General features: G+C 44.3%; 20 protein-coding genes and 4 pseudogenes. 8 read left to right on the forward strand and 16 right to left on the reverse strand.

All coding sequences use genetic code 11. The features are described 5' to 3' along the window. On the reverse strand, window positions 1–1,086 hold the full coding sequence (gene mutY, locus KT99_RS04570) for an A/G-specific adenine glycosylase (RefSeq protein ID WP_005497499.1): 1,086 nt from the start codon (window positions 1,084–1,086) through the stop codon (window positions 1–3). Between the two features lie 295 nt (window positions 1,087–1,381). Here mutY and trmB point away from each other — a divergent pair, with 295 nt between their 5' ends. From trmB to KT99_RS04595, 5 genes are all read left to right on the forward strand, one after another. After that, window positions 1,382–2,098 (forward strand): tRNA (guanosine(46)-N7)-methyltransferase TrmB, encoded by a 717-nt coding sequence (gene trmB / locus KT99_RS04575; RefSeq protein WP_040571620.1) that lies wholly within the window; start codon window positions 1,382–1,384, stop codon window positions 2,096–2,098. Between the two features lie 79 nt (window positions 2,099–2,177). After that, complete coding sequence (locus KT99_RS04580; protein ID WP_005497502.1) at window positions 2,178–2,501, forward strand: YggL family protein; 324 nt, start codon at window positions 2,178–2,180, stop codon at window positions 2,499–2,501. Beyond that, window positions 2,501–3,415, forward strand: a complete 915-nt coding sequence (gene glsB / locus KT99_RS04585) for a glutaminase B (RefSeq protein ID WP_040571605.1) — start codon at window positions 2,501–2,503, stop codon at window positions 3,413–3,415. The genes KT99_RS04580 and glsB overlap by 1 nt, the downstream gene beginning before the upstream one ends. A 265-nt stretch (window positions 3,416–3,680) precedes the next feature. Then, the gene (locus KT99_RS04590) at window positions 3,681–4,280 is read left to right on the forward strand and encodes a DUF2884 family protein (protein WP_005497504.1); all 600 of its coding nucleotides are present in this window, start codon (window positions 3,681–3,683) and stop codon (window positions 4,278–4,280) included. A gap of 387 nt (window positions 4,281–4,667) precedes the next feature. Continuing rightward, entirely contained in the window at window positions 4,668–5,609 is a 942-nt protein-coding gene (locus tag KT99_RS04595; protein WP_005497506.1) for a LysR family transcriptional regulator, read from the forward strand. Window positions 5,610–6,165: 556 nt separating this feature from the next. Here the strand turns inward: KT99_RS04595 and KT99_RS20460 are convergent. The 7 genes and pseudogenes from KT99_RS20460 to KT99_RS04625 form a co-directional block, all read right to left on the reverse strand. Next, window positions 6,166–6,525 (reverse strand): annotated as a pseudogene (locus tag KT99_RS20460) (DUF885 family protein); the annotation flags it as partial. A gap of 53 nt (window positions 6,526–6,578) precedes the next feature. After that, window positions 6,579–7,715, reverse strand: coding sequence for a radical SAM family heme chaperone HemW (hemW, locus tag KT99_RS04600; RefSeq protein WP_005497510.1), 1,137 nt, complete (start codon window positions 7,713–7,715; stop codon window positions 6,579–6,581). Between the two features lie 100 nt (window positions 7,716–7,815). After that, entirely contained in the window at window positions 7,816–8,418 is a 603-nt protein-coding gene (gene rdgB, locus KT99_RS04605) for an RdgB/HAM1 family non-canonical purine NTP pyrophosphatase (RefSeq protein ID WP_005497513.1), read from the reverse strand. Window positions 8,419–8,569: 151 nt separating this feature from the next. Continuing rightward, the gene (locus KT99_RS04610; protein WP_005497515.1) at window positions 8,570–9,004 is read right to left on the reverse strand and encodes a DUF4426 domain-containing protein; all 435 of its coding nucleotides are present in this window, start codon (window positions 9,002–9,004) and stop codon (window positions 8,570–8,572) included. Between the two features lie 184 nt (window positions 9,005–9,188). Continuing rightward, the gene (locus KT99_RS04615; protein ID WP_005497517.1) at window positions 9,189–9,737 is read right to left on the reverse strand and encodes a YggT family protein; all 549 of its coding nucleotides are present in this window, start codon (window positions 9,735–9,737) and stop codon (window positions 9,189–9,191) included. Between the two features lie 70 nt (window positions 9,738–9,807). Beyond that, a complete protein-coding gene (gene proC / locus KT99_RS04620; protein WP_005497518.1) occupies window positions 9,808–10,626 on the reverse strand; it encodes a pyrroline-5-carboxylate reductase in 819 nt (272 codons plus the stop codon). A gap of 139 nt (window positions 10,627–10,765) precedes the next feature. Continuing rightward, window positions 10,766–11,461: a YggS family pyridoxal phosphate-dependent enzyme gene (locus KT99_RS04625; protein WP_040571622.1), complete on the reverse strand. Its 696-nt coding sequence runs from the start codon at window positions 11,459–11,461 to the stop codon at window positions 10,766–10,768. Between the two features lie 36 nt (window positions 11,462–11,497). Here KT99_RS04625 and KT99_RS04630 point away from each other — a divergent pair, with 36 nt between their 5' ends. The 3 genes from KT99_RS04630 (at window position 11,498) to KT99_RS04640 (ending at window position 14,186) form a co-directional block, all read left to right on the forward strand. Next, entirely contained in the window at window positions 11,498–12,535 is a 1,038-nt protein-coding gene (locus KT99_RS04630) for a type IV pilus twitching motility protein PilT (protein WP_005497522.1), read from the forward strand. Window positions 12,536–12,558: 23 nt separating this feature from the next. Next, window positions 12,559–13,671 (forward strand): PilT/PilU family type 4a pilus ATPase, encoded by a 1,113-nt coding sequence (locus tag KT99_RS04635; RefSeq protein ID WP_005497524.1) that lies wholly within the window; start codon window positions 12,559–12,561, stop codon window positions 13,669–13,671. Window positions 13,672–13,904: 233 nt separating this feature from the next. Continuing rightward, window positions 13,905–14,186: a hypothetical protein gene (locus KT99_RS04640; protein ID WP_005497525.1), complete on the forward strand. Its 282-nt coding sequence runs from the start codon at window positions 13,905–13,907 to the stop codon at window positions 14,184–14,186. Here the strand turns inward: KT99_RS04640 and KT99_RS20465 are convergent. From KT99_RS20465 to KT99_RS04670, 8 genes and pseudogenes are all read right to left on the reverse strand, one after another. Continuing rightward, window positions 14,131–15,012 (reverse strand): annotated as a pseudogene (locus KT99_RS20465) (IS1595-like element ISSbe1 family transposase); the annotation flags it as partial. The gene KT99_RS04640 and the pseudogene KT99_RS20465 overlap by 56 nt on opposite strands. Further along, window positions 14,987–15,667: pseudogene (locus tag KT99_RS22645) on the reverse strand (IS1595 family transposase); the annotation flags it as partial. The pseudogenes KT99_RS22645 and KT99_RS20465, both read right to left, overlap by 26 nt. A 14-nt stretch (window positions 15,668–15,681) precedes the next feature. Beyond that, window positions 15,682–15,876 (reverse strand): IS66 family insertion sequence element accessory protein TnpB, encoded by a 195-nt coding sequence (gene tnpB, locus KT99_RS04650; protein WP_005497530.1) that lies wholly within the window; start codon window positions 15,874–15,876, stop codon window positions 15,682–15,684. Further along, window positions 15,870–16,130: pseudogene (locus KT99_RS23490) on the reverse strand (IS66 family insertion sequence element accessory protein TnpA); the annotation flags it as partial. The gene tnpB and the pseudogene KT99_RS23490, both read right to left, overlap by 7 nt. Before the next feature lie 158 nt (window positions 16,131–16,288). Next, complete coding sequence (ruvX, locus tag KT99_RS04655; RefSeq protein WP_005497532.1) at window positions 16,289–16,711, reverse strand: Holliday junction resolvase RuvX; 423 nt, start codon at window positions 16,709–16,711, stop codon at window positions 16,289–16,291. Window positions 16,712–16,748: 37 nt separating this feature from the next. Beyond that, complete coding sequence (locus tag KT99_RS04660; RefSeq protein WP_005497533.1) at window positions 16,749–17,309, reverse strand: YqgE/AlgH family protein; 561 nt, start codon at window positions 17,307–17,309, stop codon at window positions 16,749–16,751. 68 nt (window positions 17,310–17,377) lie between these two features. Beyond that, window positions 17,378–17,707 (reverse strand): stress response translation initiation inhibitor YciH, encoded by a 330-nt coding sequence (gene yciH, locus KT99_RS04665; RefSeq protein WP_005497534.1) that lies wholly within the window; start codon window positions 17,705–17,707, stop codon window positions 17,378–17,380. A 178-nt stretch (window positions 17,708–17,885) separates the two neighbouring features. Beyond that, a complete protein-coding gene (locus KT99_RS04670) occupies window positions 17,886–18,134 on the reverse strand; it encodes a hypothetical protein (protein WP_005497535.1) in 249 nt (82 codons plus the stop codon). Window positions 18,135–18,300: the final 166 nt, after the last annotated feature.

Here is an 18,300-nt window from a genome sequence, read left to right on the forward strand (position 1 = left end):
TTACTCCTTAATTAATACAGAATTTAAGCTGGCGAGAATACGTTCAGTCGCCGCAGCTAAACCAACTTTTGGGGGATGGGGTAAGTTATACCAGAGTGAAGGCTTATCTTCCATGATCTGGTTATCGCTAAAGCCTTCGGCAGAGACAAGTATAGGGCTGATATCTAGATGGAAATGACTGAATGTATGTCTAAATCCGGGTAATACTTCCTCTTCGAAAACTGTTAAGCCTTTTGTTATCAAGTACTCATCAAGTTCTTCTCGTGTAGAAAATTGTGGGAAACACCACAGCCCTCCCCAGATCCCTGCTGGTGGCCTTTTTTCTAAGATAACTTCATCGCCCTTAGCGAGTACCAACATGTAGGCATTTTTTTCCGGTATCACCTTTTTAGGTTTCTTCCCTGGATATTCTGACTGTCGACCAGTGAGCTGAGCCTGGCAATCGATAGCCACCGGGCAGTCACTACAAACTGGCCTAGAGCGAGAACAGATAGAGGCGCCAATATCCATCATAGCCTGATTATATTTTTGAACATCTAAGTCAGGGGTCAGTTTCTCAGTCAGATCCCAAAGCTTGTTTTCGACTTGTTTTTTCCCCGGCCAGCCATCGATGGCCCCATGACGCGCCAATACCCTTTTCACGTTACCATCTAAGATGGCATGGTGCTGTGCAAGAGCTAGGGATAATACGGCGCCCGCAGTAGAACGACCTATGCCTGGCAGCGACAGGACATCTTCAAAATCCCTAGGGAATTGTGAACCATGCTCATCACGAATGAGTTGAGCCGACTTATGTAAGTTCCTTGCCCGCGCGTAGTAGCCGAGGCCAGTCCAGTAGTGCAGCACTTCATCTTGAGGCGCATCGGCAAGTGAGTCTATGGTGGGAAAGTGCTCCATAAACTTAAGGTAATAGGGGATTACTGTGCTGACTTGGGTCTGCTGGAGCATTATTTCCGACACCCAGACCTTGTAGGGTGTCTTGTCTTGTTGCCATGGAAGGTGTTTACGACCACATTTTTCATACCAACTAATGATACGGGAAGAAAAAGAGGCGTGATTGGTATTGCTGATGGCGACAGAAGACATAGTGGTGATTGCTTTATTAGAGATCAAAATAAGAAAAGAGAAATTTGAAACACGATTTTTATGCAGGCAGTCTATCTAGGAAGGCGCCTTTTAACAAGTCGAGTTTGTTGAGTCTTGATGATTTAGCCACTCGTTTAGCTAAGCTCAAACGGAGTAAATTCACAGTTTTTGAGAAACTTGGTATACTTTGCCGAATTGTTGTTAATCCAATTAAGAGTAACTAGGGCTTGCACTGACTTACAATCTTTGGATAATGCCTTTCTTTTCTATTAATCCTGCCAGACTGAGGGCGAAAATGAGCGACGTGACAACCGCGGAATTTAATGAAGAAGGTAAGTACCTTCGCAAAGTAAGAAGCTTTGTATTAAGAGAAGGCCGATTGACTAAAGGTCAGGCTGCCGCGATGGAACAGCAATGGCCATTAATGGGCCTGGATTACTCGCCGGAGCCTATTGATCTGGCTCAGATATTTGGCCGAGAGGCTGATACCGTACTCGAGATAGGGTTTGGCATGGGCGCCTCTCTTGTCGAGATGGCCAAAGCTTCACCGGAACTGAATTTTATCGGCATAGAAGTTCATAAACCTGGGGTAGGTGCTTGTTTATCCGATGCCGCAAAAGCTGGTGTGACTAATCTACGTGTGTTCCACCATGATGCTATCGAAGTATTAGAAAACAGTATTGTCGCCGGTTCTTTGGCGCGAGTGCAGCTTTTCTTCCCAGATCCTTGGCATAAGAAGCGTCATCATAAACGTCGTATCGTACAAACTGAATTTGCGCAGCAGATCCGTCGCACGTTAAAAATTGGTGGCGTTTTTCATCTGGCAACGGATTGGGAAAACTATAGCGAGTATATGCTCGAGGTTTTGGGGGCCGCTGAAGGGTATCAAAACCAATCGACTACAGGTGATGTGGTTCAGCGTCCTGAGCATCGTCCTCTGACTAAGTTTGAAGCCAGAGGTCACAGGTTAGGCCATGGTGTCTGGGATATCATGTTCGAGCGTATCGATTAAATTTGCTGAGTATTAATTGAATCGATACTTGTAAACAAAATTATTTTTTATAGGTTATTTTAATAAGGTGGGATTTACCATGGCAACACGCAGTCGTCGTTTACGAAAAAAATTACGCGTAGATGAATTTCAAGAGTTTGGTTTCGATGTTAATTGGACTTTCGCTGAGTCTGTATCCGAGGAGCTGATTGATACAGTCGTGGATCAGTTTATCGATCAGGTGATAGAGCCTCGTCAACTAGGCTTCCACGGCGGTGGTCATAAGCAGTGGGAAGGTATCATAGCCACTCAAGCTATTGGTAAGTGCAGCGAAGATGATCGCTCTGCCGTCATTGAATTCTGGAAGGGACAAACGGTATCAGACGTTGTGGTTAGCGAGCTATACGATATTTGGTGGAGTTAGTGCCCGAACTCGCATTACTCGAGCAGGTGGTCGATAAAGTTCGGCCCCTGCTAGGCCAAGGTAAAGTGGCTGACTATATTCCTGCTCTGGCGAACATTAATCCTAATAAAATTGGCATCGCTGTCACCAGTATCGATGGTACAACGATAGGTGCCGGAGATTATCTGGAACCTTTTTCTATTCAAAGTATCTGCAAAGTATTTAGCCTGACATTGGCATTAACTCTCTATGAAGAGCAAGATATCTGGTCTCGCGTTGGTAAAGAACCTTCGGGACAATCATTTAACTCCCTGGTTCAGGTTGAATTAGAGCACGGTCTCCCCAGAAATCCATTTATCAATGCGGGTGCTCTTGTTATTGCGGACCTGCTACAAGCACGATTAGGTGCACCTAAGCATAGGATGCTCGAACTCATTCGTGGTCTGAGTGCTAATCCATCGCTTATCTCAGATAAAGTTGTGGCTACTTCAGAGTACGATCACAGCGCCAGAAATGCGGCTATTGCTTACTTGATGAAGTCCTTTGGGAACTTTAACAACGATGTCGATACTGTGCTTCAAAGCTACTTTCATTATTGTTCCATCCGCATGAACTGTGCCGACCTGTCAAAAGCCATCTTGTATTTGGCTAACAAGGGCACATGTTTAGATGGTTCTCGATTGCTCTCTCCGGTACAGACCAGGCAGATGAATGCATTATTAGCCACTTCAGGCCTATACGATGGTGTCGGTGAATTTGCTTATCGAGTCGGTATGCCAGGTAAGAGTGGAGTCGGTGGCGGGATTATTGCCGTTATACCCGGTGATATGGCCGTGTGTGTTTGGTCGCCTGAGTTAGATAGCAATGGTAACTCTCTGGCGGGTATCGCCGCGCTCGAAGATTTGTGTCAAAAAATGGGTCGTTCTATTTTCTAAGCTAACTGTCAATTTCTCATCTTGTCCTAAATCCATTTGTTATAAATTTAATTTAGTGAATTGACCAACTACTGGTTTATTCACTAAATTTCTGTTCATACACTTTCTTTATTACACATTAATTTATTACTTATCAACTGATTATGTGTTTTGGCGTGGCTTGTGCTTTATTGTTTGATATGAGAGTCATCGTCGATGTCAGAAAATAAATAACAACTGGTACTCAGCGATTGTCGAGAGACCATTTAAATTGAGGATAAATTTGATGAGAAAATTAGCCACTGCTATTGGGATAAGCGCGGTCTTATTTGCTAGCGGAACAATTACCTCTGTATCTGCTCACGAAGATCATTCATCGACTTCATACTGGAGTGATAATAGTCATTGCGAGGTTGCACTCAACTATGACATCACAGTAGAGCCTAAGCTGTTGGCGATAAGTGATGAAGGCAAAGAAGTGTATCGAATCGAGAAAGTTGCCTATCAAAATGGCGATAAGTTCTATCTGGGCTCGACTCAATCTTCTTTAGAAGATACTTTTGGTGAAGAATTTGAGCAAGAAGTTGAGCAATTAGTCAAAAACTCCATCGGCACCATGATGATCAATTTAGGTAGCGAGATGCTTTCCGGTGACGGCGATTCATTTGAACAAAAAATGCAAGCTTTTGGTCAAAAAATGGAAAATGTTAGCCAAGACATAGAGCAGCAGATGGAAGTTCAAGCGCAAGATCTTAAGGCGAGAGCGGACAAGATGTGTGATAACTTGCAGAACTTGATAGCCCTTGAGCAAAAATTAAGAATCGCAGTTCCTGAGTTGGAAAAATACCCACTTATCGATGCGCCTAAAGTGGAATTGCTCGAATAATTTAGTTTGATAATGGCTATGAAGTCATACCTTGGACCCTGTTGCCCCTCCCATATTTGCAACCCCCCTGTATTTAACTTTAATACAGGGGTTTTTCTATATTTCGCCTCTTCTTATTAATTGTTATTCCTAGCGTTTCAATCGAGTTTAGCCTTGCAGAATAAACATTATCGATTAGGCATTAGAATTAAAGCGCCAATCTTTGGTATACTTATAAAAAATAATAACAAATGGACTCTCAGTTGTTGAGTGGTTCATATATCCGGCTCTACTTTAGCGCGCTTTTACTTTGTAAGTTACTGTTTTAAATGATTATTTTTATAAATTCAGTTTACTTATCTTTAGTGTCAGTATTATTAGTATCGTAAACACCCTAAGGCGATTTACATGTTAGAACTATTGGAACCTATCGCAATTTTTACTCATGTTGCCAGAGCTGGCAGCTTTAGTTCCGCGGCAAGAAAGTTGGGGATTTCTAAATCCAAAGTGAGTACTCAAGTCGCCGATCTTGAGCATAAATTGGGAGTTCAGTTAATTCAACGCACGACTCGTAGCCTGAGTTTAACTGAGGCTGGACAACTTCTGTACGCACAAGGTGAAGAGTTGCTTAGAGGGGCCGAACAAGCCATTGCTAGTGTTCATAACCTAAATGATGCTACTCGAGGTGTGCTAAAGGTTGGGATATCTCAGTCATTCGGTACCATGCATATCATTCCCGCCTTGCCTGAATTTATGAATACTCACCCCGAGTTAGAATTACAAATTAGCTTGTTAGATCATAAAGTCGATGTCGTCAGCGAAGGGTTAGATCTTCTTTTGACTATGTCAGAGCAACTCCCCCTAGGTATGGTTGCCAGACCTCTTATGAAATGTCAGTTTTTGCTTGCCGCCTCGCCATCATATATCGAAAAAAATGGTCAACTCGATCGCCCAGAGCAGTTAGTCGATCATAACTGTTTGGTCTATCATGGCGAGTGGCACGAACACAGTGTTTGGCAGTTTAAGCAGGGTGAAGATTACTGTGAGATAGGTGTCTCGGGGAACTTTAGAGTAGACAATGCACCCGCTTTAAAATCTGCCGCCGTCAGTGGGCTTGGCATTGTTTATCTCGCCAGTTATCTGCTTGAGGGTGAAGTTGAGAAGGGGACCTTAGTGCCTCTGCTTCAAGACTGGCAGCTTACTCATTATCTTCCCCTTCAAGCCGTATACCCAAGAAGAAAACACTTGGCACCGAAAGTCAGTGCCTTTATCGATTTCCTTAAGGGACATATTGGTTCTCCGCCATATTGGGACGCCCCTTACACTGAGTTGTACGCGAAAAGGAAGTGATTTTTAATGTCATAACTTACTCAAAAGGTGAATAAGTTTACTGGATATTCAGGAAACATTGTTCTATATTTAAAATTATAAGTCAATCATTCGGAGAGTGGTTGGCTTTTTTGTTTTATATCAATAACATGTGTCTTTTTTGTCGGGCATCTCTCACCGGTAATTCACCATTCACTAATGCTTGTGTCGTATTCCCCTTGCAGTTTGTTCTCAAATCAATACAATTGGTGGCACTTGATACGGGATAATCTGAATCTTATAAATTTATTAAGAATGACCCCTCTTACTAAACTTATACCGATTAGCGTTACTGCAGTTCCGCATCGATGCTGGCAGAGCTTTAAGAACTAAAACAATGCCAGCCTTAAAACCATCATCCTAGTTTTGGTTTACCCCAGCCTAGTTGCTGGGGTACTTTTAAACTAGAAAGAGATTCGTCTCTCTGTACCCTACAAGCCTGCTACGGGCTAAAATAAGTCTGAGTAAGCAGTACAGAATCGATCCAATAAAAAAGCCACATTGATTGTGGCTTTTTTATTGTCAGTGAGAAAGTTTATTAGCTTTTCTGAGACAGCCAAAGATCAATCTGTTCTTCGAGTATATCTAATGGCAAGGGGCCATTTTACAGCACTAAGGTGTGGCATTCACGTATATCGAATTTATCACCCAATGATTTTTCGCCTTCTCTCTCAAGGCGAGAATTTTCAGCATACCCACTTCTTAGCGTGTATGTCGGTGTCTACCACCAGACGACATGAGCGCCATAGTTCCTGTCGAGTCGACCAAAATTAGAGTAAGGGTCTGAATAGAGTCCCATCTCTTTCGGGAAGTGCTCACTATACAGGCCCCAGCCTTCGATATAGGCCGTGTAGCCACCAAACTTACGGAACTTAGGCACGCCTTCAAGTTCTTGACTGGATAATTATGATAGCGCCATTGGTAATCGTTAGTTTGTTACCTTCGAACTGTTTAACAGAACTGGGATAAGAGTTCGTTAACGAACATCTTACCCTTGGCGGTCAATTCCCAGTGAGTTTCGTTTTCAATCAATAGAGTTTTGTTCTTGGCTTTCTCTATGCCTTGAGCTATCACCCGATGAGATAAGCCGGTTCTTTGCTCAAACTCGGCCTTAGGGATTGCGGACATAAGGCGGAATCGGTTCATCAGGTATTCCAACGGACGTTCATCTTCAGTCACTTCTATGGTGTCGAAGGTGTACTCATCGGCCGCTAAATAGCCCTTAGGGTGTTTTATCTTTACTGTGCGTAATATCTGCTTCTGCTCCAGAAGGGTCACCTTGCCATGAGCACCACAACCAATGCCTAAGTAGTCGCCAAACTGCCAGTAGTTGATATTATGTTGGCACTGAAAACCGGGTTTAGCGTATGCCGATATCTCATATTGCTCGTAACCCAGCTCAGCTAACTTTTTCTGCCCTTGTTCATAGATGTGCCACAGGGCTTCATCATCAGGCAATTGCGGGGGCTTAGAGTGAAACAAGGTGTTTTGCTCTATGGTCAGCTGATACCAGGACAGATGAGGCGGAGACAATTTAGCCGCCGTGTCTATATCAGCCATAGCTTCTTCGAAACTTTGATTTGGCAGTCCATGCATCAGATCCAAATTGAAACTGCGATAACCTGAGCTCTGGGCCTTCTGCGCCGCGACTTTAGCCTCATCTTTACCATGTATACGGCCTAATAGATTCAGCTTGTCTGTTGAGAAACTCTGAACGCCGATAGATAAGCGGGTAACACCGGCTTTAGAATATGCTTCGAAGTCGTCATGCTCTAGCGTACCCGGATTCGCCTCCATGGTTATTTCTATCTGTTCACTGAAGGGTATCATCTCATTGACACCCGTGAGCAGTCTCTCGATTTGAGCCGCGTCGAACAGTGAAGGTGTGCCACCACCGATAAATATCGTGTGTATCTCTCGCCCCTGCACATAGTGAAGATCGTTTTTAAGATCGGCAAGTAAGGCGTCAATATATTCCTGCTGTGGCAGCTCACCATTCTGGCCGTGGGAGTTGAAATCACAATAGGGGCACTTCTGTACACACCAAGGTATATGAATGTAGAGGCTTAGAGGAGGCAGAGTTAACATTGGATAGCCTTACTATATGCAGAAGTCATACCTGAGGCACTTCTGTCTAAACCAAACCTAGGTATATGAATGTAGAGACTTAGAGGAGGCAGAGTTAACATTAAATAATCATACCTTTATTCTTCATGGCATCGATCAATAGCTTCATCGCCTTTCCTCTGTGGCTGAGTCGATTCTTCTCTTCGCTATCTAACTCCGCTGCGGAGCAGTTATGCTCATTAGGAATGAAGATAGGATCGTAACCATGACCCTTATCTCCGCTCGCTTCGAAGGCTATTTTTCCTTCCCATGATGCTTGAGTAATGATGGGTGTCGGATCTTTTGCGTGGCGCATATAGACCAAGATGCATTGAAAGCGGGCGGTTCTTCCTGTTAAATTAGCTTTTAGTGCGTCCAACAATTTAATGTAGTTATCTTTCTCGTCGGCATTCTCGCCGCCGTATCTAGCCGAGTAGATCCCAGGTGCCCCATCGAGCAGGTCAACTTCTAAACCAGAATCATCGGCAATTGCCGCTAGTCCGGTGATTTCGGCGGCATGGCGGGCTTTTATGATGGCATTTTCAACGAACGTCGTTCCGGTTTCAGGGACTTCTTCCACATCGAATTGGCTCTGAGGAAGCACCTCCACACCGTATGCTGAGAAAATTTCAGTAAACTCTTTGAGTTTGCCTTTATTGCCACTGGCGAGAACGAACTTATCCATTAGAGACCTTTGTAGGGGAATTGGTTATTGGGCGCCATGATAACTAAGGAGGGGGGGGAACGATAGCAGATATTGCAGCAATTTCAGCAGGGGGCTGGGAACTAAAATTCGCTGCTTTTAGTTCCCCCGCTTTTATGATGAAGCGTATAAATTACTCGACATAAAACTTTTGCTTAAACTTCAATTGGGTATTGAGTTTTTTGCCATATTTAATGGCGACCTTAAAATTGATCTCTTGATCATCCCTGAAAGGAACTTCGGCGACATAATAGATAGCTTTTCCTTCGCGGATCTCTCTAAAATTTAGCTCTATGCGGGCATCGAGTAGGTTGTTGGCAATACCTGAGATCTCAACAGGCACGGGTGGATTGCCTTCTTGGCTAGTGTCTAACACTGAAATATTGATGATGCCGATGTAGCTACTGCGTTTGATACCGTAGGACTTAGCTATGCTGGGGGTTAAAAATGTGCTGCTTAGGGCTACGTAGTGAATATCGTAATTACCAACTTTTTGTTTCTGCTCTGCTGACACGTTGCCAACGAAGGCAAGGGTAAGTATGAGTACAGATAAAATTGCTCTAAACATGACGCTGCTCCTGCGGTAATGGACTGACTGTGAAGGTAACTCGTTATGGTTATCATATATTTGAGTATAGGTGCTTAGCCCATGACTCGCTTCGTTCGATTTATCAACTTACAAAGTTAACGGGTAGGATATAAAGGTTCAGCAGCAGGGAGTCCTGCTGCATAGATACTGGTAGCATCATGACCTAGACATTAGCCCAAAAAGGCACATATTGAGCTAGGAACATATTGACAAAATTTAGAATGATCATCACTACCAATAGAGAGAGATCTAAGCCACCCATCTGCGGAAGGATACGGCGAATGGGTGAAAGTAGTGGCTCGGTTAATTGACTCATTACCATTTCGATAGGGTTATGACCTTGGCTCACCCAGCTTAAGATCGCGCGGAGAATCAGCATCCAGAACAGTAAAACACCGGCCTGCTTAAATACCGAAACGACTGCGATTAATAAGATTGTTGCTATGTTAATCTCGGCGCCAGCGATGAGACTCAATACCACAAATTTTGCGACGACCACCATAAAAGCCAAGACGACAGAGGCGGTATCTAAACCTCCCATGGAAGGTAAAACACGGCGCATAGGGGCAACGATAGGGTGGGTGGCTTTTACGATAAACTGACTAAAAGGGTTATAGAAGTCGGCTTTAGCGAGCTGAAGCCAGATACGAATAATCACAATCATCAGATATAGGTCGAAAACTGTGTTAACTAAGAAACTGAGTGCATTCATGTATTTTCTCTATTTATAGTAAATCAAAATTCTTGGTTAAATGTCGGTTTAACTGCTTGGCTTAAGAGCGTTAATATTGTTTGGCCATCTCTTGTGCCCGAGCCACACAATCATCCATGGCTTGTTTGACTATGCCCCTTAAATTACCGGCTTCGAGAGCGGCGATAGCTTGAGCCGTGGTGCCTCCTTTTGAGGTCACATTTTCTCTCAGTTGTGCAGTCGTCAATTCCGGGTTTTGTTTGACCATTTGGGCCGCGCCCAATGCTGCCTGCTGAACGAGTTGTCTTGCCTTGTGTTCATCCATTCCCGATGCTTTGGCGTTGTCGATCATCGCCTCCATAAAGAGGAAGAAATAAGCGGGTGAACTGCCGGATAATGCGATGACTTGGTCGAGTTCTGACTCACTATCAACCCAAACAACTTCGCCGCCACTCAACATTAATTGTTCACAGAGAGCTTTATGCTCAGCTGAGATTTCATCCCCTGCGTATAAGCCCGTCATGCCGACACCAATTTGAGTCGGAGTATTAGGCATAGTACGAATAAGCTTTATCTCTTGTCCAAAATATTCGCCATAACGCTTGGCCGGAATGCCTGCGGCTATAGTGATGATGAGTTTATTGGTTAGGTCTAAAGTGCTTAACTGCTCGCAAACCCCTTGCATAAAATGGGGTTTCACACTGAGCACGATAACATCAGCTTGTTTCGCTGCGGCTAAATTATCATGTGAAGTGGCGATATTCAGTGATTTTTGTAACCTTGCTAATTTAGCTTCACTGGGATTGGTTGCATGAATCAAATCTGCCGGATAGCCATTGTTGACGAGTCCGGTGGCGATACTGCGAGTCATATTGCCCGCGCCGATAAAGCACAATTTTTTTTCAGCCATGATACTTCTCTATATTTCTCTATACTTTTGCCTCTTCCGTTGAGGCCATTATTTTAGGTGACAAAACATTGCCATTCATTCGTTACTAGTCAGTCATGACTAACATTTGGGCTTGGTAGGGTTAAAACAAGGCTAATGGCTAGCGCTTTTCTCTTGCGCCGAAAATTGCACTACCAATTCTAACCATGGTTGAACCTTGTTCAATTGCCTGTTCTAAATCATTACTCATTCCCATGGATAGCGTGTCAACTTGCGGATAAAGTGATTTGAGCTCTTGATATAAAGCTTGTAGCTGCTGAAACTCATCTCTTTGTAACTCTTTATCCGATGTCGCAGTGGGGATGGCCATCAGACCCCGGAGAGTTAAATTCGGCATCTGATCGATTTTACTCGCCAGGGATTTTAGCTCCTCAGGTGTCGTTCCTGATTTGCTGGTTTCGCTACTGATATTGATTTGGATGCAGATGTTTAAAGGACACAAGTCTTTTGGACGTTGATCGTTGAGCCTCGATGCTATTTTTTCACGAGAGACTGTGTGCATCCAATCGAAGTGACTGGCGATGATTTTAGTCTTATTCGATTGTAAGGGACCGATGAAGTGCCATTCGATTTCGGGACAGCTGTCTTTGAGCGCGTTAACCTTAGACTCGCCTTCCTGAACATAGTTTTCACCAAATCGTCTTTGGCCGGCCGCATAGGCGGCTAAGATATCTGCATTGGGCTTAGTTTTACTGACTGCGAGTAATTGAATTTCATCGGCATTTCGTGATGAAATTTGCGCCGCTTGTTCGATTCGATGCTGGGCGTTAGCCAGTCTGTCTGCTATTGTTGTCATGATGTAAGTTTTTTGATTGAATGGATATACCATACTATGGAAATCACAGAGTTACTTGCCTTTAGTGTAAAGCACAAAGCGTCCGATCTACACCTTTCTGCTGGTGTTTCGCCTATGATACGTGTTGATGGCGAAGTCAGAAAGATCAATTTACCCGCTTTAGACCATCAAGGGGTGCATGGACTTATCTATGACATCATGAATGATAAGCAACGTAAAGATTATGAAGAACATTTAGAGATAGATTTTTCGTTCGAAATACCCAACTTAGCACGTTTTCGTGTCAATGCCTTCAACCAATCGCGAGGCGCCGCGGCGGTATTTCGTACCATTCCCAGCGATATTTTGAGTCTGGAGCAGCTTGGCGCTCCGGAGATTTTTAAGCAAATTGCCAGCTTTCCACGTGGCTTAGTCCTGGTTACCGGTCCAACAGGCTCGGGAAAGAGTACTACTTTGGCTGCCATGGTTGACTATATTAATGAAAGCCGTCACGAACACATTCTCACCATCGAAGACCCAATCGAATTCGTCCATCAGAGCAAGCAATGTCTGATCAACCAGCGAGAGGTGCATCGTCATACTCATAGCTTTAACGCGGCCTTGCGAAGCGCGTTGCGTGAAGATCCCGATGTTATCTTAGTAGGCGAGATGCGCGATCTTGAAACCATCAGGCTGGCGATGACGGCAGCTGAAACGGGTCATCTGGTTTTAGGTACTTTACACACCACCTCAGCGGCAAAAACTATAGATCGTGTGGTCGATGTTTTCCCCGAAGGCGAGAAGGGCATGGTCAGAACCATGCTATCTGAATCGTTACAGGCGGTAATATCACAGACCTTGATCAAGAAAATCGGTGGCGGACGTGTGGCGGCCCATGAGATCATGATGGGAACTCCAGCGATCAGAAACCTTATCCGTGAGGATAAAGTGGCGCAGATGTACTCTGCGATTCAAACCGGTATGTCACATGGTATGCAGACATTAGATCAATGCCTGCAGAACTTGGTCAACCGTGGTCAGATCAGTCGTGAAGATGCTCAGCATAAGAGTGCCAATAAACAGACAAAATTTTAAAGGTTAATCGCTAAGGTTTTATTATGGATGTTCGTCCTTTCTTAAAAACGATGATAGCTCGCAAGGCTTCGGATCTCTTCATCACGGCGGGTTTTCCCCCGAGTGCCAAAATTGATGGTGAGCTAACACCATTGAGCGAAAATTCATTCTCAGCGGCTCAGTCATTGGATTTTGTCGAGTCTTTGATGTCTGATGAGCAGAAGAAAGAATTTCATCAGACTCGTGAGTGCAATTTTGCATTTGCCTTGCAGGATTTGGGGCGTTTTCGTGTCAGTGCTTTCTGGCAGAGAGAAGCATCGGGTTGTGTCATGCGCCGTATCGAGACTCAGATCCCAGATGTCGATGATCTGAAACTTCCCCCAATCCTGAAAGATCTGGTGATGAGCAAACGTGGACTCATCATCATGGTCGGTGGAACTGGCACGGGTAAGTCGACTTCCTTGGCCGCTTTGGTTGGGTACCGTAATGCTAACTCTCGTGGTCATATTCTGACTATCGAAGACCCGATTGAATTTGTTCATGAGCACCGCCAGTGCATCATTACCCAGAGAGAAGTGGGTATAGATACCGAGTCATTCGCTGCAGCGCTTAAAAGCTCACTGCGCCAGGCGCCAGATGTGATCTTAATCGGTGAAATTCGAACTCAAGAGACCATGGAATTCGCCCTGGCGTTTGCCGAAACGGGTCACCTATGCATGGCGACCTTGCATGCGAACAATGCCAACCAGGCACTGGATCGTATCATGAACTTAGTGCCGGAGAGTAAGCATCAGCAGCTATTGTTCGACCTCTCGTTGAACTTAAGGGGAATCGTTGCTCAACAGTTGGTGCCGACCATGGATGGAAAAGGCCGACGTGCGGCCATCGAAATTTTGATCAACACCCCACGTATCAGTAGCTTGATTGCTAAAAATGAGCTGCATTTACTCAAGGATACCATGGCTAAGTCTAATGAGCAGGGGATGCAGACCTTCGATCAGGCCTTGTTGGCTCTATATACCGAGGGTGAGATCAGTTATGCCAATGCCTTACATCATGCTGACTCCCCTAATGATTTAAGATTGATGATTAAGTTGCAGAGTTCAGAACAAACGGGCTCAGGCTTTATGGAAGGGGTGACGTTAGATTTGGATTAGTGACTCATTCGTCTATAAGTCATAGTCGATAATTTATCGACTCGAAATTAAACAGGCCAGGGTGTTCATTCTCTGGCTTTTTTCATTTTATTGAATAGGAGTTCGTAAAATTAGCATTTTCTGATTAAGCCTGGAGAATAGTTTTCATGTCAACGACATAGGAGTGTCATGTTTGTGTTCAAACGTTTAACAATAGCCTGTTTGCCTCGGCTCAATATCGTTGGTATGAGGATATGGACGTCATTCATCACGCTTATGCGGGATACAGCTTCAATGAGGAGCAGAGTATTCAGCTCGGGGTGACTCAGGTACCCTTTAGCTTACTTCCCTATGGTGCCCACTCTTTTTGGTTCAGTGCCAACTATTATCTCGGTTTTGAAGATGACGAGGACGCGGGCATACACTGGAAATATGACGATAAAACCTGGCGCTTAGATCTCGCCTCATCGGCTTACCTGATTACCCATGAGGCTCAGCCATCTTTAACAGTCTATATGGCAGAGGTGGCGTTCTAACTGCCACACTCATAAACCGTGGCAATAATTCAGTTAGATTAAAACGCCGATTGAACCGATAACAAAACTCGCCAAGATATCGCGGTAGATGCTCGGCGCTAATCGAGTGGTAAGCACCGTGCAGGGACATTTTAACATTACCTATCATTGTATTGACCCAACGAAAAGCTTCAATCTCTACACAACTCGCCCCTCCTCCAGTAACAAGACTAACGTGAGCACAGTGGGACTGTGTCACTGCTCGAAAACACGCCAATCCGTCCGATACTACAGTGCACCCATCTGATAGATGCATATCTGCCCAGTTCTTTATTTCTTGGGTCTTAAAACCATTCACAACATTCATATTCATGTGTAATGGCTGGCCATCATCGGTCAACGATATGGCTACTACGAAAGGTGTTTTGTTGCTGGAACCTCTTCCCGGTTTACCTCCATGCTGTTCGCCACCCCAATACACATCATCGAGCTGGACTATGCCAGATAGTGGCTTAGTATCATCACGTTCCTTCATGACCTGCATGATTTTTTGCTTTACTTTCCAGGCAGTGTTGTACGAAACGCCAATTTGCCTTTTTAACGCTAATGCTGATAAACCAGTCTTTGATTGTGTTATTAGATAGATGGCAATAAACCACGTTTGCAATGGAAGTTTAGTACTGGCAAAAATCGTATTGCTGGTCAGAGAAGTTTGGTGGTGACAATGATTGCATTGATAAAGTTTTCTGCTTTTTAACGAGCAGTATTTTGAAGACCCACAATCCGGGCATTGAAAGCCATGTGGCCACTTCCAGTTGAACAAGGCGGCGGAGCATTTTTCTTCGGTTAAACCGATAACAGAACTCACTAAGGTATTCGTGAAGGTATTTTCCCGAAACTCCATGAAATGTGCCGAGTAAAAAGGCTTTTAAGTTACCTATTGCAATATGAACCCAAGGCAACCATTCATCGACCAACTCACTCGGTGTAACCCTAGCTTCATGCTGTTGAGTGTTATCTATGATATTCAAAGCGGCTAGTCCGTCAGTATGAACTTCTTGCTGTGCATTTAAGTGCCTAGCAACAAAATCGTTAACGGCTTCATGACAAACACTGTCGACGGCCTGCATAGCGATAAATCCCGCGCGTTTCACTTTGCTTTCAACAGCAATTAACACAGGCGTTTACCCTGCGGCTCCACGTCCGCGTTTACCTTTTCTCTTTCCCCCAACGAAGGCATCATCAATTTCAATGAGACCTGAAAGCCTATATAGACTGTCTCTATGACCCATTGCCGTTCTCAACTTGCTCAATATTAAGCGTGCCGTTCGCCAATTAACCTCAATGAGTTTACTGAGCCTCAATGCTGAAATGCTGCCTTTATCTGAGCCGAGAAAGTAGATGGCCCAAAACCACTTCGCTAAGGGAAGGTGGTTTAAACAATCAATTTCAGAACCAAACTGGCGTTGCCATTCAAAAAAACTAGCTTCAGGCGTTTTCATCGTCAATCTCACTTCTAGTCGTGATTTATACAATAAGAATAGACTGAAACTGACTCATATGCAGAGGCATGAAAAACAAACACACTGCCGTCGGTGGCCTCTAGCGACAGTTGTTGCTCAACGATGATGGCCAAGCCATTTATCGACTTACGAAAATCCACGGGCTCTCTATGCAGATAAATACTAGGAAGCTGCTGAAACATCAACATGCTTGCAGGCCTTTTATAATTTCAAGTAAGTAATTTGCTGGCAACGAGCTTGGGAAGGTCCATACCCCTGTTTGATGCTGTAAACGTATCATCTGTTGCGCATCACAAAGTTGAGTTTGAGGCGTTACCGCTGTTGTCGGAGCCAGCGTTACTTTAGCAAAAGGCATGACCGCTTTAATTTTATCTTTGTTGGCTTTACGGGCATAAAAGGTACTGATACTGAACTTATGCTGACGACAGAAAGCCGTGATAGTTAAGCCGCTGGCGGATCAATGAAATCTGTTGAAGTTGTACTTGCCCGGACGCTTACCTTTGAATCATAGTTTTTGAATTATTGTTTTGAAAAAATAAACGGCCAGTGAAGATAACTTCACTGGCCGTTATTTCATGGTTTTTGTGCCCAGGTTAAGGGCTAGTCATACAAGTTTTCGAAGTAACTCTCTATGATCAACACCGCCGACATGGCATCGACCTGTCCCTTAGTCAATGCCTTATAGCCACCGAGTTCAAACAGCCTGGCTTTGGCATCAGCGGTTGTCAGGCGCTCATCTTGGGTCGCTATCTTTACGCCGAATCTGCCCTTGATGCGGTTGGCAAACTTCTTCGCTCTCTGGGTCATCTCTTGTTCGGTGCCATCCATATTTAAGGGTAGGCCCACGACCACTATATCTGGCTGCCACTCCTCGATAAGCATGCCAATCTCTTCCCACTTAGGAATGCCATCGACGGCTTTTATTGAACCGATTGGGTTGCCTGTGCCTGTGAGTGATTGACCTATGGCAATGCCAATGCTTTTAGTGCCGTAATCGAAGCCTAATACCGTTGTTGAACTCATGAAATACTGATCCTCTTAAATGAAGGAGTCGGTGAGGTTATGCATGTCCAGATTGATTAGACAGTTGCCATATATCGAAGCCTAAAGATTCCGTCGCTGTTTGCCAACGTTCCTCATGCTTAACATCGAAGAGTAATGCCGTACTTGCTGGGATTGAGAGCCAGGTATTATCTGCCAGTTCTTGCTCCAGTTGATCTCGGCTCCAACCTGCATAGCCTAGGGCGATGATAAACTGCTTTGGGGCGTCTTTACTGCCTAAGGCTGACAACACATCTCTGGAGGTGGTTAGCATTAACTCGTCGGTCAGTGATTGGCTATTTTTCCAAAAATCTTGGGGTGTGTGTAGGACAAAACCTCGTTCGGGATTCACTGGCCCGCCGATAAGGACTTTAGCGCCAAGGGAGGAAACAAGTTCAGGTTCATCATCGAGTTCCATCTGCTGCAATAGCTCATCGACTTCTATGCCTAAGGGTCTGTTGATCATGATCCCCATAGCGCCCTTCTCATCATGCTCACAAAGATAGATCACCGAACGCTCGAAAAAGGTGTCTTTGAGTGAGGGCATCGCGATTAAGAAGTGGTTTTGTAAACTTTCCATTAATTGGCTCCATGGAAGAGGGAATAGAGACTGACAACTAGCCTTGCTAATCTGGACTATACAGGCTGCTAACCGCCGGCTAGCTTTACTGTATATTTGAGCTTTTGCAGCAAGGTCTTGAGCTGCTCTCTGTTGTCAGTTTGCATTTCAATATTGAACTCTTTTACCGTTCCACCACAGCCGCACTGTTTCTTTAATTTCTGCGCCAGAGCTTTTAGCTCTTTGTCATTCAAGCCTAGGCCCTTGATGACAGAAACACCTTTGCCTTTGCGCCCTTTACTGTCTTTATGGATACGCACGATACCATCTCCAGTTGGGATGTCTTTGAGCGCTACTGCGGGAGATATACGGCCTACATCTGTGCTGTAGACCAAGGATACGTTGGGATCTATTCTCATGGGCGACTACTAAATAACTGGTGATAATGAGAGTTTAACAAACTGAATAATTTTATGGGAGCTTTATGCTTTATTAAGTCTTCGAGAATGGTAATGGGAGCAGGAGATAGTTGCAACTAAGCTGGCTAGCAAACGCTAGCCTCACTGATTTTGATATTTTTGAAGAGAAGGAAAGCCGTTATGCTGCCAGCATGAATCCAATGACCAGTGATACAGCAGTGACAGAGGCGCAAGGAATAATAAACTTATGAAACTTTGAATGAGCAATGGCACAAGAGGTTAAAATGAAGCCTATTGCCGCCGCTCCATAGTTGCCGTTATGTCTGTCTATTAAGGTAAAGAGTAACCAGGCCAACACGATAACAGGCAAGATAAATAGACTGATATGTCCCTGGCTCTTTCTGGTCGAAGCTTGCTGCGATTGCACCGAGGCTTGTTCGGGAGCAAAAAGAAAGATAGCACACTAGAAATTAATTGATAATCATTATCATTTAGGTGTTGTCTTAAGTCAAGCTGAACGATATACTAATTAGACTTGTAGATCATGAAATTGCTATGTAAGCTGAAATTATAAAATGAATTTTACAAGATGC

The organism is Shewanella benthica KT99, from assembly GCF_000172075.1.
GTDB lineage: Bacteria > Pseudomonadota > Gammaproteobacteria > Enterobacterales > Shewanellaceae > Shewanella > Shewanella benthica_A.